Origin of the sequence: Burkholderia sp. HAN2018, assembly GCF_024704855.1 — a bacterium.
In the GTDB taxonomy this organism is placed as follows: Bacteria; Pseudomonadota; Gammaproteobacteria; order Burkholderiales; family Burkholderiaceae; genus Burkholderia; species Burkholderia cepacia.
On sequence record NZ_QOBB01000161.1, the window covers coordinates 1 to 17,269 of the forward strand.

General features: G+C 66.3%; 14 protein-coding genes and 2 pseudogenes. 9 read left to right on the top strand and 7 right to left on the bottom strand.

The window, feature by feature from the left end:
- On the bottom strand, window positions 1-931 hold a 931-nt coding region (locus DPV74_RS29445), incomplete at its 3' end, for a TolC family protein (RefSeq protein ID WP_257943098.1).
- A gap of 98 nt (window positions 932-1,029) precedes the next feature.
- On the opposite strand from DPV74_RS29445, the gene DPV74_RS29450 reads away from it, so the two are divergent.
- Entirely contained in the window at window positions 1,030-1,803 is a 774-nt protein-coding gene (locus tag DPV74_RS29450; RefSeq protein ID WP_119338458.1) for a helix-turn-helix domain-containing protein, read from the top strand.
- Between the two features lie 102 nt (window positions 1,804-1,905).
- Complete coding sequence (locus tag DPV74_RS29455) at window positions 1,906-2,973, top strand: LysR family transcriptional regulator (RefSeq protein WP_119338459.1); 1,068 nt, start codon at window positions 1,906-1,908, stop codon at window positions 2,971-2,973.
- On the opposite strand, the gene leuA is transcribed toward DPV74_RS29455, so the two are convergent.
- Window positions 2,891-4,600 (bottom strand): 2-isopropylmalate synthase, encoded by a 1,710-nt coding sequence (gene leuA / locus DPV74_RS29460; protein ID WP_060358882.1) that lies wholly within the window; start codon window positions 4,598-4,600, stop codon window positions 2,891-2,893. The two genes, DPV74_RS29455 and leuA, sit on opposite strands and share 83 nt — an antisense overlap.
- 945 nt (window positions 4,601-5,545) lie before the next feature.
- Here leuA and DPV74_RS29465 point away from each other — a divergent pair.
- The 3 genes from DPV74_RS29465 to DPV74_RS29475 all read left to right on the top strand — a co-directional run bounded on the left by DPV74_RS29465 (window position 5,546) and on the right by DPV74_RS29475 (window position 7,880).
- Window positions 5,546-5,935 carry a fucose-binding lectin II gene (locus DPV74_RS29465; protein WP_027790003.1) on the top strand — a complete coding sequence of 130 codons (390 nt, stop codon included), beginning with the start codon at window positions 5,546-5,548 and terminating at the stop codon, window positions 5,933-5,935.
- Window positions 5,936-6,059: 124 nt separating this feature from the next.
- On the top strand, window positions 6,060-6,881 hold the full coding sequence (locus tag DPV74_RS29470; protein ID WP_119338460.1) for a fucose-binding lectin II: 822 nt from the start codon (window positions 6,060-6,062) through the stop codon (window positions 6,879-6,881).
- Between the two features lie 153 nt (window positions 6,882-7,034).
- A complete protein-coding gene (locus DPV74_RS29475; RefSeq protein ID WP_060086049.1) occupies window positions 7,035-7,880 on the top strand; it encodes an AraC family transcriptional regulator in 846 nt (281 codons plus the stop codon).
- Window positions 7,881-8,066: 186 nt separating this feature from the next.
- Here DPV74_RS29475 and DPV74_RS29480 read toward each other — a convergent pair whose 3' ends face one another.
- The 3 genes and pseudogenes from DPV74_RS29480 to DPV74_RS29490 all read right to left on the bottom strand — a co-directional run bounded on the left by DPV74_RS29480 (window position 8,067) and on the right by DPV74_RS29490 (window position 10,386).
- Entirely contained in the window at window positions 8,067-8,399 is a 333-nt protein-coding gene (locus DPV74_RS29480; protein ID WP_027790006.1) for a helix-turn-helix transcriptional regulator, read from the bottom strand.
- Window positions 8,392-8,723 (bottom strand): annotated as a pseudogene (locus tag DPV74_RS42175) (type II toxin-antitoxin system RelE/ParE family toxin). The gene DPV74_RS29480 and the pseudogene DPV74_RS42175 overlap by 8 nt, the downstream one beginning before the upstream one ends.
- 289 nt (window positions 8,724-9,012) lie before the next feature.
- Window positions 9,013-10,386 (bottom strand): M23 family metallopeptidase, encoded by a 1,374-nt coding sequence (locus tag DPV74_RS29490; protein WP_119338461.1) that lies wholly within the window; start codon window positions 10,384-10,386, stop codon window positions 9,013-9,015.
- Between the two features lie 340 nt (window positions 10,387-10,726).
- On the opposite strand from DPV74_RS29490, the gene DPV74_RS29495 reads away from it, so the two are divergent.
- Window positions 10,727-11,596, top strand: a complete 870-nt coding sequence (locus tag DPV74_RS29495; protein ID WP_119338462.1) for a mechanosensitive ion channel family protein — start codon at window positions 10,727-10,729, stop codon at window positions 11,594-11,596.
- An 80-nt stretch (window positions 11,597-11,676) separates the two neighbouring features.
- Here DPV74_RS29495 and DPV74_RS29500 read toward each other — a convergent pair.
- Both DPV74_RS29500 and DPV74_RS29505 read right to left on the bottom strand, forming a co-directional pair.
- Window positions 11,677-12,819, bottom strand: a pseudogene (locus DPV74_RS29500) (branched-chain amino acid ABC transporter substrate-binding protein).
- A gap of 69 nt (window positions 12,820-12,888) precedes the next feature.
- Window positions 12,889-13,926, bottom strand: a complete 1,038-nt coding sequence (locus DPV74_RS29505; RefSeq protein WP_119338463.1) for a histone deacetylase family protein — start codon at window positions 13,924-13,926, stop codon at window positions 12,889-12,891.
- Window positions 13,927-14,041: 115 nt separating this feature from the next.
- On the opposite strand from DPV74_RS29505, the gene DPV74_RS29510 reads away from it, so the two are divergent.
- The 3 genes from DPV74_RS29510 (at window position 14,042) to mqo (ending at window position 17,067) form a co-directional block, all read left to right on the top strand.
- Window positions 14,042-14,530, top strand: a complete 489-nt coding sequence (locus DPV74_RS29510; protein ID WP_119338464.1) for an Lrp/AsnC family transcriptional regulator — start codon at window positions 14,042-14,044, stop codon at window positions 14,528-14,530.
- A 65-nt stretch (window positions 14,531-14,595) separates the two neighbouring features.
- Complete coding sequence (locus DPV74_RS29515) at window positions 14,596-14,883, top strand: hypothetical protein (RefSeq protein ID WP_059696199.1); 288 nt, start codon at window positions 14,596-14,598, stop codon at window positions 14,881-14,883.
- A 522-nt stretch (window positions 14,884-15,405) separates the two neighbouring features.
- A complete protein-coding gene (mqo, locus tag DPV74_RS29520; RefSeq protein WP_174393751.1) occupies window positions 15,406-17,067 on the top strand; it encodes a malate dehydrogenase (quinone) in 1,662 nt (553 codons plus the stop codon).
- The last annotated feature ends 202 nt before the right edge of the window (window positions 17,068-17,269 follow it).

Consider the following 17,269-nt stretch of genomic DNA (forward strand, 5'->3'; position numbering starts at 1 on the left):
GGCGCCGGAGCAGCGCGGCGCCATCGCCGACCGGAAACGGCCGCGCCAGCGCCGGCGTCGCATGGCAGCGCGCGGCCGCATCGGGAATCGCGCCGGGCGCGTGCCCGGTCAGCACCGCCAGCTCATACAACGCGGCGCGGCGCGCACCAGTCAGCGCCGGCAGTTCGGCACGCGTATCGTCGGCGAACGCGCGCGATCGCGCGACTTCCAGATCGGACACGAGACCGTGCGTGCGCTGCCGTGCGGTCAGCGCGGCGAGGCGGTCGGCGATCGCGACCGAACGCTCGGCCACGTCGATCCGCTCGCCGTACGCGCACGCCTGCGCGTAGGCGGCCGTCGTCTCGGCGGCCACCGTGACGCGCATCGCATCCGATGCCGCCTGCACGGCCTCCGAATCGGCGCGCGCGGCATCGACGAGATGACCGACACGCCCCCACAGATCGACTTCCCACGACAGCGCGAACGACGGCGCGAATCCCCGGCGCGTACGTGCATCGGTGCCCTTCGCGCTCGCGACGATCTGGTCGGGCGCGTGCTTGCCGTAGTCGACGCCGAAGCCGGCCGTCGTATCGGGCAATCGCGCAGCGCCCGCTTCGTCGAGCACGGCGCGCGCCCGCGCGACGCGTGCCGCGGCCACCGCGAGATCGCGGTTTTGCGTGAGCGCTTCGCGCACGAGTGCGTCCAGCGCCGGATCGTCGAACAGTTGCCACCAGCGATCGGGCAACGCGCCGCCCGGCGCGACGGGCGCATCGGCCGCGGCATCGAACGGCGCGCGATGTGCCGCATCGATCGACGGCGGGCGATACGGCTCGCCGACGGAGCATGCGCCCAGCATCGCCGCGCTCAGCAGCGTGGCGGCGATGCGCGGCGCGCAAGACGAGGCGGCAACGGGTAAATCGAAGGAAAGCGAAGCAAGGAAGGAGGCGCGCATCGTGCGGTGGCAGTCGAACAAACGATGGGCCTATGGTAATTTCGGCACATTCAGTCGATCTCGCGCGCAAAGCGCATTCGTCGTCGAGAAAAGGACAAGTGGACCCATTTTTCAGCGCGCTCGAGCGCAAGGACAAGCACAAGCAGATCGCGGTCGCCGTGTCCGACGCGGCGTCCGGCGCCCTGTATCCGCCGCATTCGCACCGGCACGGCCAGCTGATTCACGCGATTTCCGGCGTGATGCTCGTGCATGCGGATGCCGGCAGCTGGGTCGTGCCGACCGGGCGCGCGGTGTGGGTGCCGGCCGGCACGCAGCACGAGATCCGGATGGCCGGCGACGTGCAGATGCGCTCGGTGTTCGTCGCGCGCGAAGTGCGGCCGAGCCTGCCGGGCGAGTGCCGCGTGATCGAGGTCGGCACGTTGCTGCGCGAACTGATCGTGACCGCGTGCGAACTGCCGGCCGACTACGACCTTTCGCATCGCGCGGGACGCGTGCTCGCGCTGATCCTCGACGAAATCGAAATCGCGCCGCTGCTGTCGCTGCATGTGCCGATGCCGCGCCACCCTGCACTCGCCGCGCTGTGCACGCAGCTGGTCAACGACCCGTCGGTGGCCGTCACGCTGCAGTCGTGGGCGCGCGATGCGCACATGAACGAGCGCACGCTCGCACGCACGTTCAAGCGCGAGACGGGCATGACGCACGGCGCATGGTGCCGCCACGCGCGATTGCTGCTGAGCCTGCCGCGCCTCGCGGCCGGCACGCCGATCCTCGAACTCGCGCTCGAGCACGGCTACGACAGCCCGAGCGCGTTCGCGGCGATGTTCCGCAAGGCGCTGGGCGTGCCGCCGAGCGAATACTTCCGGCGGCGATAAACAGCGCTGTCCGTTTCGCGACGATCGAGCGCTGCCGCGCGTGCGCGGCGCAACGTGTGGCCCGCTACAGTGGCGGCATCGCACGACACTCGCGCTCCGCCGATGGATCTGATTCAACGCATGCAGGTTTTCGTCACGCTCGCCGACGCGGGAACCTTCACCGAAACCGGCAAGCGGCTCAACCTCACGACCGCGTATGTCAGCCGCGCGATCGCGTCGCTCGAAACGCATCTCGGCATCCGGCTGCTGAACCGCACGACGCGCTCGATGTGCCTGACCGAAGCCGGTGAACGCTATCTGGCCCGCGCACGCGACATCACGCTCGCAGTGGACGCGAGCGAACGCGAAGCGCGCGGCGCGCGGCTGCATCCACACGGACGACTGCGCGCGCACTGCAGCGCCAGCATCGCGAACCGTTTCGTGATTCCGCTGGTCGCGCGCTTCCAGGCGCGTTATCCGGAAGTCAGCGTCGATTTGACGCTCGCACCGCACGTGCCCGACCTGATCCGCGGCAGCTACGACGTCGCCATCATCGCAATGCCGAACCTGCCGAGCTCCGATCAGGTCGCGATCGATGTCGGGCGAATCGGCAGCGTGCTATGCGCGGCGCCCGCGTATGTCGCGCATCACGGCATGCCGGATACGCCGCGCGCGCTCGTGCGGCATCGCTGCCTGCAGCTGGTCGCACCGGCCTACCCGGCGGGTGAATGGACACTGACGCGCGGTGCGGATGCGGAAACGGTCGCGTTCGAGCCGGCGATGACGGCCGACGTCGCGGCATCGCTCGCGATCGCGGTACGGGAAGGGGCAGGAATCGGCCTGCTGCCGGAATTCGTCGCGGCGGACGATCTGCGTTCAGGCGCGCTGGTGCGCGTGCTGCCCGATTACCGGGCGGACGACGTGCGCGTGTTTCTGGTGTACCCGTCACGCCGGCACATCGACGCGAAGACGCGCGCGTGGGTGGATTTCATGAAGGTGGAACTGCGCGATGCGCTTGCCGGGCCGCGCGGCGGCCACCGGGACGGCCGCCAAGGCGGCGGCGACGCGACCGCGCCGGACACCGCCGGTGCAGCCGCCACGACGCTGCTTACGCGACAGCCTTCACCGCCTGCTGTGCGCCAAAAAACGTCGCCTGCACCGCTTCGTCCGCACGCGCATACGCGCGGTTGACACCGCTGATCACCGCGCGGATCGACGCGGTCGTCAGGTTCGCGTCGATGCCGACGCCGAACGCGCTGCCGCGCACGCCCGACCCGGCCAGTTCGGCGATCGCGATCGCCTTCGCATCGGCGCCTTGCGACAGCGCGCGCTCCTCGTAGTGCTGGATGCGCAGCGGCGTACGCAGCGCGTGCATCAGCGCGTCGAGCGGGCCGTTGCCTTCACCGCGCAGCACGCGGCGCTCGCCGTGCACGTCGGCGGTCAGCACGATCGTCTCGCGGCCGTCGCGCTCGCTCAGTTCATGACCGACATAACGCAGCGGCGCATCGCCTTCCACGTATTCCTGCTGGAACAGCGACCAGATCTGCGCGCTCGTCACCTCGAGCCCGCTATCGTCGGTCAGGCGCTGCACGGCCGCGCTGAAGTCGACCTGCAGGCGGCGCGGCAGCGCGACGCCATAGCTCTGCTCGAGCAGGTACGCGATACCGCCCTTGCCCGACTGGCTGTTCACGCGAATGATCGAGTCGTACGTGCGGCCGACATCGCTCGGATCGATCGGCAGGTACGGCATTTCCCATACGGCGTCGGGTTTCTGTACCGCGAAGCCCTTCTTGATCGCGTCCTGATGCGAGCCGGAGAACGCGGTGAACACGAGGTCGCCGACATACGGATGGCGCGGGTGGATCGGCAACTGCGTGCATTCCTCGGACGTGCGCGCGACTTCGTTGATCTGCGAGAAATCGAGGCCCGGATCGACGCCCTGCGAGTAGAGGTTCAGCGCGAGCGTGACGAGATCGACGTTACCGGTGCGCTCGCCGTTGCCGAACAGGCAGCCCTCGATCCGGTCCGCGCCGGCCATCACCGCAAGCTCGGCCGCCGCGACCGCGGTGCCGCGGTCGTTGTGCGGATGCACGGACACGATCAGCGCGTCGCGGCGCGCGAGGTTGCGGTGCATCCATTCGATCTGGTCCGCGTAGAAGTTCGGCGTGCCGACTTCGACCGTGGCGGGCAGGTTCACGATCGCCTTGTGCTCCGGCGTCGGCTGCCAGACGTCGAACACGGCGTCGCAGACTTCCTTCGCGAAATCCAGCTCGGTCGCCGTGAAGGTTTCCGGGCTGTATTGCAGCGTGAAATGCGTGTCGGTCGCGGCGTCGGCGAAGCGCTTGATCGTGCGCGCCGCGTTCACCGCGAGTGCCTTCACGCCGTCGCGGTCGAGGCCGAACACGATCTTGCGGAATTCCGGCGCGGTCGCGTTGTACAGGTGAACGATCGCGCGCTTCGCGCCGCGCAGCGAGTCGAAGGTACGCTCGATCAGGTCGTCGCGGGCCTGCGTGAGCACTTCGATCGTCACGTCGTCGGGAATGTGGCCGCCTTCGATCAGTTCGCGCACGAAGTTGAAGTCGGTCTCCGACGCCGACGGAAACGCGACCTCGATCTCCTTGAAGCCGATCGCGACCAGCATCTTGAACATCCGCATCTTGCGCGCCGCGTCCATCGGCTCGAACAGCGACTGGTTGCCGTCGCGCAGGTCGGTGCTCATCCAGATCGGCGCTTGCGTGATCGTGCGCGTCGGCCACATGCGGTTCGGCAGGTTGACGGGCGTGAACGGTCGGTACTTCGTCGCGGGGTTCTTCAGCATCATGATGTTCGGTCCTCGGTCGGTGGGTCGGGAAACCGCGGCGCGATGGCCATCAGTCGTGGTGGCAGGCTGCGCGCACAGCGGTGAAAACGGTGGAAAGCGGCACAACGGCAAAGCGGTACGGCGAACGACGGCCTTGGCGGTTGAGCGACCGGGACGGAGCGGAACGATTCGGAAGAAAGACGAACTCAGGCGCCGGTCGACAACCGGGGCCAGGTCGGTGATGCGGGGGAAATCTGGCGCTTCAGGAAAGAAGCAGATGGAAAGCGCGCAGCCGCAGACCCAGCCCGGAGAAACGGGCTAGTAGTCGTAGCGAGAAGAGGGGCTGGGCGGCTTGCATGGCCGGAATCAAATCACAGGGTGACGGGGGCTGTCAACGGGCCGGGTGCAAATGACGCCGAATTTGATCGCTCAGAATCAGTCCTGTCCGATAGGCGTCGCGCAGCCCCGTCGATATGCTTCATGGGTGCGGCGCCGGTGGAGCCCTGTTCACGTTCGGAGTGAGTGGGTCAATCCACTTCGCCGGTTGCCGCACCCCATTTCCATCGCGATCGGGTTTCGGCGCGGGCGTTCGGTGGTGGCCGGTGGGCGCGGCCATGACCGAGATGCTGATGTTGAAACGAACGCTGCCATATGCGAACGCCGAACGTCCGCGCCCAAGCCCGATTGCTGTCGCCTCCCCTGCCTCCCCGCCGGCGTTATCGCGCATCGTTCAGAAAAGCGATATGGGTGCCGATATAGTTTCCCGAATATCTGCAAATAGCGCCAATTAAACACGTTTCATTAAATCGATTAATCTCGGTTTTCGATTTACTGAACAATAGCCATTCCTCGGCGAATATTTTCTGATTTATTTTTCGGCATGCTCGATGCGTCGCATTTCAAACGGCAAACGTTTGCGCGACACAGCTCCAAGCCTTACCCATCATTCCTCAGGAGGAGAGCATGGCCGATTCTCAAACGTCTTCCAATCGCGCCGGCGAGTTTTCGATTCCGCCGAATACCGATTTCCGCGCGATTTTCTTCGCGAATGCCGCCGAGCAGCAGCACATCAAGCTGTTCATCGGCGACAGCAAGGAACCCGCCGCGTATCACAAGCTGACGACGCGCGACGGCCCGCGTGAAGCGACGCTGAATTCCGGCAACGGCAAGATCCGCTTCGAAGTGTCGGTGAACGGCAAGCCGTCAGCCACCGACGCGCGCCTCGCGCCGATCAACGGCAAGAAATCGGACGGCTCGCCGTACACGGTCAACTTCGGGATCGTCGTGTCGGAAGACGGCCACGACAGCGACTACAACGACGGCATCGTCGTGCTCCAGTGGCCGATCGGCTGACCTGACGCACGGCCGACGACCGACCACCGCCGGCCGCCTCCGGGCCGGCCGGCGGTCGGGCACCGCATTCAGCGGCGCCTCGCGCCGCACTCCACAGAAACCCGTCCTACCAACGGAGACATCCATGCCCCTCCTTTCGGCTTCGATCATCAGTGCCCCCGTGGCGACCTCGGAGACCTACGTCGACATCCCGGGCCTGTACATCGACATCGCCAAGGCAGAGATTCGAAACGGGAAACTGCAGGTCATCCTCAACGTGCCGACGCCGTACGCGACCGGCAACAACTTCCCCGGCATCTATTTCGCGATCGCGACCGACAAGGGCGTCGTCGCGGACGGCTGCTTCACCTATTCGTCGAAGGTGCCCGAAAGCACCGGGCGCATGCCGTTCACGCTCGTCGCGACGATCGACGTCGGCACAGGCGTCACGTTCGTGAAGGGCCAGTGGAAAAGCGTGCGCGGCAGCGCGATGCATATCGACTCGTACGCGAGCCTGTCCGCGATCGGGGAAACGGCGGTGTCATCGTCGTCGCCCGCCGGCGGCGGCAGCGAAACCGGTGCGGACAGCGGCAGCGGTGCCGGCGGCATCGGCGGCGGCGAGCGCGACGGCACGTTCAATCTGCCGCCGAACATCAAGTTCGGCGTCACCGCGCTCACCAACGCCGCGAACGACCAGACGATCGACATCTACGTCGACGACAACCCGAAACCGGCCGCCACGTTCAAGGGCGCCGGCGCGCAGGACCAGAACCTCGGCACCAAGGTGCTCGATTCCGGCAAGGGACGTGTGCGCGTGATCGTGATGGCGAACGGCAAGCCGTCGCGGCTCGGCTCGCGGCAGGTCGATATCTTCAAGAAGTCGTATTTCGGGATCGTCGGCTCGGAAGACGGCGCCGACGACGACTACAACGACGGCATCGTGTTCCTGAACTGGCCGCTGGGCTGAGTAGCACCGCCCTGCCCGCCGTCGCCACGCCGCCCGGCGTGGCGATCTGTTCGAGTGCGTCAGCCGGCGCACTCCCTGCCCGCGCCGCAAGAACGATCAAATGCCCCCGGCGCCGATACCATATAGTCCGGCCGACACACTCATTGGCACGCCATGAATCCGGTAGGACAAGCACTCTGGTTTATCGAAACCACGCTAGACACGGAACTGACGCTCGACAGGATCTCCGCCAGTTGCGACATGTCGCGCTTCGGCTTCTCGCGCCTGTTCTCGATGAACACCGGCTGGCCGGTCATGCGCTACGTGCGGTCGAGGCGGCTCACGCGCGCGGCACGCGCACTCGCGCAAGGCGCGCCGGACATCCTGCACGTGGCGCTCGATGCCGGCTATGGCTCCCATGAGGCGTTTACGCGCGCCTTCCGCGATCTCTTCGGCGTCACGCCCGAGGACGTGCGGGCACGGCGCACCCTCGACGGATTGTCTCTTGTGGAGCCGCTGCGCATGAAAGAACTGAAGATCATCGACGTGAGGCCGTCGCGCTTCGAAACCGCCGGCAAGCGGCTGATCGCGGGCATGAGCGACCGCTATACGTTTGACACCAACGAAGGGATTCCGGCGCTCTGGCAAGCGTTCATCCCATACATCGGTACCCTTCCCGGCCAGGTCGGGGACGTGACGTACGGCGTGTGCTGCAACCCCGATGCGGACGGCAGCTTCGAATACATCGCGGGCGTGGAAGTCACGAGCCGCGACCGGCTGCCCGCGCCGTTTCGCTGGGTCGAACTGGCGCCACAGCGGTACGCGGTGTTCGAACACGCCGGGCATGTCTCGACGTTGCACCAGACCTTCTACAGCATCTGGAACGGCTGGCTGCCGACGTCGGGATTCAAGGCGGTGGACGCACCCGAGTTCGAGCGCTACAGCGGCGACTACGATCCGGTGACGGGCGCCGGCGTGCTGGAAATCTGGTTGCCGGTCGAACCTGTGGCGTTAACGTGAACGAACGTGACAAACAATCGGACCACACTGATTCTGCAGCCAATGTGTTCGACTACGAAGTGCCCACACGATGAACCGGACGGGCTGCAGCTTCTCGAGGTGCGGGATTCACAGTCAGGATCGTGGCCGCGTATGCGGTCTCCCGACGAAGTTCGTTTGCGAAATCAGCGCCTGACGCCAGCGTGTTCACGCGAACGAAATGACGAGCTTCTTGCCGCACGCTGCGGCGTACTTGCGCAGCGTCGCAAACGACGGCGAGTGCTTCTCGCTCGAAAACGAAGCTTCGAGCCTCGATACGGCCGACGTCGTGGTGCCCATTCGTTCGGCGACCTGAGCCTGAGTCAGGCCCGCATCCTTGCGCGCGTCGAGCAACGCACGAAGCGCGGTGAACTCCTCTTCCAGTGCATCGTATTCCGCCTTGATGGCCGGATCGGTGAGCAGACGTGCGGTGTCTTCGGCAGTGTGTCGGACCGGTGCATACCGCTCCTCGCTTGTATGTGCGGGGCGAGCCTTAGCCATTGTTACGTACCTCCTTCATTCGCCTGCGGGCGATTTGCAACTCGTCGTTGGGTGTTTCCTGCGTCTTCTTGACGAAGGAATGCAGGACGACGAGTTCATATCCCCCCGGATGCAATAGAACACACGCCCGATGCCTTCACGGCCTCGCGGGCGCAATTCAAACAATCCTTCCCCCATCGCGCGCGAATACGGCATCCGCAGATCCGCACCGTGTTCTTCCATCGCCTCGATCAGTCGGAGGTAGCCAGCCAGAATGCCCTTGGGCAAAGCGAACACATCACGCTTTACCCGTTCGTCGTAGTACAGGATCGTCCACTTCTTCATCGCGATATTAGCAAATTTGCTAACTACCATCAAACCTGTCGAGTCCTTCCGGTCGGCGCGCTCCGGGCACGTGACCATCCGCATGTATTGCGACTCCTGCGACAAAGCGACATGCCCGCTGCCGGCCACGCGCCCCGATCAGGTACCTCTCGTCAGGCCAGGTGAACCGGGTATCCGGCTTCCGTTTGTCAATTCGACTTCTACACGCTTCCTTCAGACTCTAAGGCGACGTCTTTGCGATTCGTCAGTTAACCAAACGATCTAATTCCCACATTGCAAGTCCGCGGGGTCAGCCATCATGCAACGGGGAAAGCGTCGACATCGCAACTGACCGCAGCCAGGCGGCAGACGCGAGCTGCGTGCGCGCATCGAGCGCCACCTGGTTGAACGCCACGCGCCGCTCGCCCTTCAGCTTCGCCGCGTCGCCCGCCTGTACCAGCGCGACCGGGTCGACGAGACGGTCATGCCTGCGCACCTCGAAATGCAGATGCGGCCCTGTGGCCGTCCCCGTGCTGCCGACCGCGCCGACACGCTGGCCGCGCGCGACCCGCATGCCGGTTCGCAGCGTCGGCTCGAACGCCGACAGGTGCGCGTAGTACGACGCATAGCCGCCGTCATGGCGAATCACCACGTACTTGCCATAGCCGCGCGGCTCGGTGCCGATGAACGTCACGACCCCACGTTCCGACGCATGAACCGCGCGCCCGGCCGGTGCCGCGAGATCGACGCCGGAATGCACATGACGCGCGCCGGTCACCGGATGCACGCGCGCCCCGAAATGCGAGCTGATCCGCGTTGCGTTGACCGGCATCGCAAACCGCGAACCGGCGAGCGGCACGCCGTCGAAGTCGTAATAGCCCCCCGACGCGCCGTCAGCGGGCGCAAACCACACGCCCGTGACGTACTGGCCGCGAAAGCGAAGCTCGAGCGCCGTCACGCGCGTGCCGCCCGGCTGCATCGCGCTGTCGTCGGGTTCGTATGCGACGCGAAAGGTGTCGCCGAGTGCGCCGTGCTGTTTCAGGTCGATGTGCCCGGCGAGCATGCGGATGACCTGCTCGGCAACGCCGGCCGGCAGATCGGCGCGCGCCAGCGACGCCCGCAGGCTGCCGACGATCGCGCCGCCACGCGCGCCGCGCTCGGCCTCTTCGAGCACGAACGGTTCAGCGGCGGCGAGATCGACGGGACGCCGTTCATACGCGGCCCGTTCACCCATCGCGGGCAACGCCGATGCAAGACGGTAATCGAACCTCGACGCGTACGCGCGTTCGACCGCACCGCGCGCCGCATCGCACAGCACGCGGTAGGCCACACATGCACCGAAGCGCGCAACGGCGCCATCGCGTTCATGCACGCTCGGCACGTTCGGCACGGTCGACGCAGGCGACGCGTAGGCAACGTCGAGCGGCACTGCCGACGATGCATGCAAGCCGCCCCACGTCGTTCGCGCGGCATCGAAAAAGGGCACGTCGACAAGGTCGGCCGTCACGGGCGAGAACGGCGCGGTGTCGTGGGACACATGCGCCGATGCACCCGGTGAACCCGCCACACAGGCGGCCGCGACGACACCGCGCAGCAGCGCGCGGCGCATCGGGAAACCGCAAGCGCCGCGGAGCGCGGATAGACCTTGTTCGCGTGCGAGACGGAAACGCAGGTCTAACCGCATGACGTCGTCACTCGCTGTCTGTCAATGAAAAATCGGGAAAGAACCGGGTATCGCGGAGGAACGATCGTCGCGACCCGGCAACGTGAAGACGAGTGTATCGGCGCGATCGAAGCAGCTGAATAGGACAAGTCTCAGTTACTGGAAAAGTCGCTTCGTACTAGATCGAAATCGCGATGTCGTGCACCGACGGCACGGCTGTGCGGCATTTGACCCCACCCATGCAAGCGAACCATCGTGCCGCAGATACAGTCGAACGCTGCCGGCGCGTGAGCGCGAGCGTGCCCGACCACGGCACGTTCGCGTCGCATCGCGCACGGCTTCCTCAACCCGGAATTCCTTCATGTTTCTCGACCAACTACACCCGGAACGCTGGACGTTCCTGTGGAACGCACTGTCCACCCTCTCCATCAAGCTATGTGCCGGCCTGGCGCTGCTCGTCGTCGGCTGGTGGCTGTCGAAACGCATCGGCAAATGGCTGAACCGCCTGCTCTCGAACAAGGAGCGCGTCGACGACACGCTGCGGCCGATCCTCTGCGACGTGGCCGTGTGGGGCATCCGCATCGTCGCGATCGTCGGCGCGCTGTCGCAGCTCGGCATCGAAACCGCGAGCATCGTCGCGGTGCTCGGCGCCGCAGGCCTCGCGATCGGGCTCGCGCTGCAAGGCACGATGCAGAACATCGCGGCCGGCATCATGCTCCTGCTGCTGCGGCCGTTCAAGGTCGGCGACTATATCGACGGTGGCACGGGCGTCGCGGGCACCGTCGACGAGGTCGGGCTCTTCATGACGCGGCTGACGAAACCGGACGGCATCTGCGAGTACGTGCCGAACAGCGCGCTGTGGGGCAGCTCGATTCGCAACTACACGCGCAATCCGACGCGCCGCCTCGATCTCGAAGTGGAGGTATCGGTACACGACGACATCGACCGTGCGCTCGATGCGCTGCGCAAGCTGGCGCTCGCCGATCCCGACGTGCTCCGCGAGCCGGAACCGGACGTGATGGTGATGCGCTTCGACGACAGCACGGCGGTCGCGAACATGCGCGTATGGACGCACACCGACAAGTTCTGGGCGATGCGCTGGCGCCTCGCGCGCCAGGTGCGCAAGGCGCTTGCCGATGCGGATTGCGTGCTGCCGATCCGCGCACGCGAGCTGCACATCGTGCACGACGCGGAGCGCCGCGCCGACAGCACGCGAGCGCGCGCGCTGTAAACGGCGAAGGCCGCGAAGCCTGTTCCGCTTCGCGGCCCCCGCGACATCAGACGCAACACCAACGCTAGGTCACCGCCGCGTCACATCTTCACGATATCGAGCAGCGCCTTCTTGCCGCTCTTGTAAGTGAACACCGAGATCGCGCCGTGCTTCAGGTCGCCCTGCGGCGTGAAGCTCGTTTCGCCGATCACGCCGCGATAGTCGGTGGCCGGCATCGCGGCCAGCACCTTCGCCGGATCGGTCGAGTTCGCGCGTTTCATCGCGTCGACGATGATGTGGACGGCGTCGTACGAGAACGGCGCATACACCTGCATCGGCTGGTGGTAACGCGCTTCGTAGCGCTTCGCGAACGCCGCGCCGCCCGGCATCTTCTCGAGCGCGATGCCGGCTTCGGAGCACACGACGTTGTCGGAGGCCGGGCCCGCGAGCTTCGGCAGGTCGGTCGAGCACACGCCGTCTCCGGCGAGGATCTTCGCCCGCATGCCGAGCTGGCGCGCCTACTTCGCGAGCGGGCCGCCCGTCGCGTCCATGCCGCCGTACATGATCGCGTCCGGGTTCGCGCCCTTGATCTTCGTGAGGATCGCGCGGAAGTCGATCGCCTTGTCGTTGGTCGCGTCGCGCGACACGACCTTCATGCCGGCCGCCTTCGCGGCTTTCTCGAACTCGGTCGCGAGGCCCTGCCCGTACGCGGTCGAATCGTCGACCACGGCCACCGTCCTGATGCCCATGTTCTTCGCCGCATACATCGCGAGCGCGGGCCCCTGTTGCGCGTCGGTCGCGACGACGCGATAGGTCGTCTTGAAGCCCTGCTGCGTGTAGGTCGGGTTGGTCGCGGCCTGCGAGATCTGCACGACGCCGCCGTCGCGATAGACGCGCGACGCCGGAATCGACGTGCCCGAGTTGTGATGGCCGACGACACCGATCACCTTGTCGTCGACGAGCCGCTGCGCGACCTGCGTCGCGGTACGCGGATCGCCCGCGTCGTCCTGCGCGTCGAGCTGCAGCGTGACCTTCTTGCCGCCGATCATCAGGCCCTTCGCGTTGATTTCCTCGACCGCGAGGCGCGCGCCGTTCTCGCTGTCCTTGCCGAGATGCGCGATCGCGCCGGTCAGCGGCGCGACGTGGCCGATGCGCACGATCTCGTCCGCGCGCGCGGGCCATGCGGCCAGCGTGCACGTCAATGCGGCCGCGGTGGCGAGTGCCGTCTTGTGATGCCGGTTCATGCCTGTCTCCTCCTTTGTCGCACTTCGTTCGTGTTCGGATTCGTCGTTCGTCGAAGGCCGCGCATGCGCTCACGCGCGCCCTTCGAATCCCAGCAGTACGTTCACCGCGTTGATGCCGATCTCGTCGACCATGTAGCCGCCTTCCATCACGAACAGCGTCGGCAGGTTCAGGCGCGCGAGCGCCGCGCCGATGCGCAGGTAGTCGGGCGAGCGCAGCCGGAAATGGCTGATCGGGTCGTACTCGAAGGTATCGACGCCGAGCGAGACGACGAGCACGTCGGGCGCATGCGCGGCGATCGCGGTTGCCGCCTGGTCGAGCGCCGCCGAATAGGTGTCCCACAGCGTGCCCTTCGGCAGCGGCAGGTTCAGGTTGAAGCCTTCGCCCGCGCCGATACCGCGCTCCTCCGCGTAGCCGGAGAAGTACGGGTACGACACCGGCGCCTCGCCGTGGATCGATGCGAACAGCACGTCCGCACGGTCGTAGAAGATGTCCTGCGTGCCGTTGCCGTGGTGGAAATCGACGTCGAGCACCGCGACGCGCGCGGCGCCCTGCGCGATGCAGTGCTGCGCGGCGATCGCCGCGTTGTTCAGGTAGCAATAGCCGCCCATGTACTCGCGGCCCGCGTGATGACCGGGCGGGCGGCACAGCGCGAACGCTGCGCGCGCCGCGCCGCTCGACAGCAGGTCGGCGCCGGTGAGCGCCGAGTTCGCGCTCGCGCTCACGGCGTCCCACGTGCCGACGTTGATCGGCGCGCCGGCGTCCATCGCGTAGAAGCCGAGCTTGCCGTCGATGAACGCGGGCGGCGTCGCGGCGGCCGGCATCGCGCGCACCGGCCACACGAGCGGCAGCGCCTGGCAGGTGCGGCCCGTCGCGGCCCACTCGTCCCACGCACCGGCGAGGAAATCGACGTAGCGCGCGCTGTGCGCGGCCGCGTAGTGCGCGCGGTCGAACGGTTTCGGCGCGATGACGTCGCCAAGTCCTGCGGCACGCACCTGCGCGAGCACCGTCTCGGCGCGAAGGGGGTTTTCGAACGAATCGGTGATCGCGCCGTCCTTCAGTTCGACGCCGCGATGCAATTGGTGATCGCTGCTGTAGACCGTGAGCATGGTTGACTGTTGCGGTGAGGGTGGCAACAGTTTATTGACCGCAGGCGGCAATAACTTTGCTTTCGACGCGCGCCTTTCGTACAATTTTGCGAAAACCGCCTACGGAATCCCGGAAATGAGCAAAATTCGCGCTTCGGTCGAACTGGATGGCGTGGACCGCGCCATGCTGCGCCTGCTGCAGGACGACGGCGCGCTGTCGAACGCGACGCTCGGCGAGAAGCTGTCGCTGAGCGTCACGCCCTGCTGGCGCCGCCGCAAGCGGCTCGAGGACGAAGGCGTCATCACCGGCTACCAGGCGAATCTCGACCGGCGCGCGCTCGGCATGAACGTGTTCGCGTTCGTGCAGGTGACGTTCAACATGCATTCCGACGAGGATTCCGATCACTTCGAGGAGGTGATGCGACGGCACGACGAAGTGACGTCGTGCCACAAGATCACCGGCGCGGCCGACTACATCCTGCAGGTCGTCGCGGCCGATCTCGATTCGTACGCCGAATTCGTCGAGCGCGTGCTGCGCAAGCAGGCCGGGGTTTCGTCGATCCAGTCGAGCCTCGCGTTGCGCGAAGTGAAGTTCTCGTCGCGCGTGCCGGTGCCGGGCGCCTGAACGACGCGGCGAACGCAGGGGCCGTCAGCCGATTCTCCGAATACTCATCCCATGGAGCACCACCCATGAAGCGTTTCGTCCCTTCCCTGTCTCTGGCCGCCACGCTGGCCTGCGCGTTCGCACTGAGCGCCTGTGCCGCACCATCCACGCCGCCGGCCCAATCGTCGGCGCCGCCCGCACCGCCGATGGTCGGCAGCGATCGCGACGCGCATGGCTGCATCGGCTCGGCCGGCTATTCGTGGTGCGAAACGACCCGACGATGCGAGCGTCCGTGGGAACTCGCGAAGCAGAAGGGCTTCGCGAATTCGGCGCAAGCGTACGACCAGTTCTGCCGGAACGGTGCCGCCAAGTAAAGTGACGTGACGTCGCGCGATCGTGTCGCGGCACGCTGCCGCGACACGACGAGACACGAACAAGACGCTCCCGAAAACCCCTCGCGATCCCGCGCAGTTATCCACACGTTTCCCGGTTCCGCCGACCGTCATTCCGGAAACCCGGACACGCAAAAAACCCCACGAAAACAACGGTATTTTTCGTTTGTGACACAGCAAACGAGTTCGGTTACATTACGCGCCCCTTGCCACCCCGCCCCCCGCAAAACGCGTCGCGCGCGGCCTCTTTCCACGCAGCCTGAAGCGCCTTCCGCCGAGGCTTGCCGCAAGGGCCCGGGCGCGTCGTGCGCCACTGTGACGCAGGCGCTTGCCTGCCCGCGGGAAGCCGATCCGAAGGTGTCCTTCCCGACGGTTTCGCGTGCGCAAATGCAACGCAGCGCGGCGTCGATCCGGAATTCCGGATTCGCGATCCGGATCTCCGGATCGACGTTTCACAGCGGTCGACACGCGCGCCGGGCGGCTTGGCAAACCGATGCATCCAAGTTGAAAAAGGGATCTGCTGTGATCAAAACGTTACGGGTAATACTGTCGGCGCTCGCGCTGTGCGTCGCCGCGTCGTCCGCGCACGCCGCCGATACGAAGAAGGTCGACGTCCTACTGGTGGGCGGCGGCATCATGAGCTCGACGCTCGGCGTCTGGCTGCACGAGCTCCAGCCTGACTGGTCGATGACGATGGTCGAGCGCCTCGACGGCGTCGCGCTGGAAAGCTCGAACGGCTGGAACAACGCCGGCACCGGCCACTCGGCGCTCGCCGAACTCAACTACACGCCGGAGAAGGCGGACGGCAAGGTCGACATCTCGAAGGCCATCGAGATCAACGAGTCGTTCCAGATCTCGCGCCAGTTCTGGGCGTGGCAGGTCAAGCAGGGCGTGCTGAAGAACCCGCACTCGTTCATCAACTCGACGCCGCACATGAGCTTCGTGTGGGGCGACGACAACGTGCGCTTCCTGAAGAAGCGCTACGAGGCGCTGCAGGCCAGCCCGCTGTTCCGCGGCATGCAGTATTCGGAGGACTACGACCAGATCAAGCAGTGGGTGCCGCTGATGATGGAAGGCCGCGACCGCAACCAGAAGGTCGCGGCGACGTGGACGCCGATCGGCACCGACGTGAACTTCGGCGAGATCACGCGCCAGTTCGTCGGCTACCTGAAGACGCAGCCGAACTTCACGCTGTCGCTGTCGAGCGAAGTGCGCGAGATCACGCGCAATGCCGACGGCACGTGGCACGTGACGTGGGTCAAGCTGCACTCGGATGAACCGGCGCAGTCGGTCGACGCGAAGTTCGTGTTCATCGGCGCTGGCGGCGGTGCGCTGCACCTGCTGCAGGCGTCGGGCATCCCCGAGGCGAAGGACTACGGCGCGTTCCCGGTCGGCGGCTCGTTCCTCGTGACGGACAACCCCGAGGTCGTGAAGCAGCATCTCGCGAAGGCGTACGGCAAGGCGTCGGTCGGCTCGCCGCCGATGTCGGTGCCGCACCTCGACACGCGGATCATCGACGGCAAGAAGATCATCCTGTTCGGGCCGTTCGCGACGTTCTCGACCAAATTCCTGAAGAACGGTTCGTACTTCGACCTGCTCAAGAGCACCAACACGCACAACGTCGCGCCGATGATGCGCGTGGGCGTCGACGAATTCCCGCTGGTCCAGTACCTCGCCGGCCAGCTGATGCTGTCGGACGACGACCGCTTCAACGCGCTGAAGGAATACTTCCCGAACGCGAAGAAGGAAGACTGGCGCCTGTGGCAGGCCGGCCAGCGCGTGCAGATCATCAAGCGCGACCCGGTGAAGGGTGGCGTGCTGAAGCTCGGCACCGAGATCGTCAGCTCGCAGGACGGCAGCATCGCGGGCCTGCTCGGCGCGTCGCCGGGCGCGTCGACGGCCGCGCCGATCATGCTGAACCTGATGAAGAAGGTGTTCAAGGACAAGGTCGCGACGCCCGAGTGGCAGCAGAAGATCCGCCAGATCGTGCCGAGCTACGGCACGAAGCTGAACGACAGCCCGGCGAAGGTCGTCGAGGAATGGACCTACACGAGCGACGTGCTGCAACTGGCGCCGCCGCCGAAGATCGACATGGCGACGCCGTCGCAGACGACGGGCACGGCCCCGGCACGCCCCGCGAAGGCGTCGGCCGACATGGCGCTGTAACGCGTCCGGCCCCGATTCGCCGCACCGCACGGCCACCCTCCGGGGTGGCCGTTTTGCATGGCGGATGCGGATGCCGTGGCGTGCTTCGTCCTGCGGAGGCTTCGCCGGCTGCCATGCCGCCCGCCGCGCCGCTGCCGGCCGCCCGCTAACGGCCGAACCGCAGCCGGTCGCCCCGGCCGCTCGCCCGCTACGAGCCGAGCGC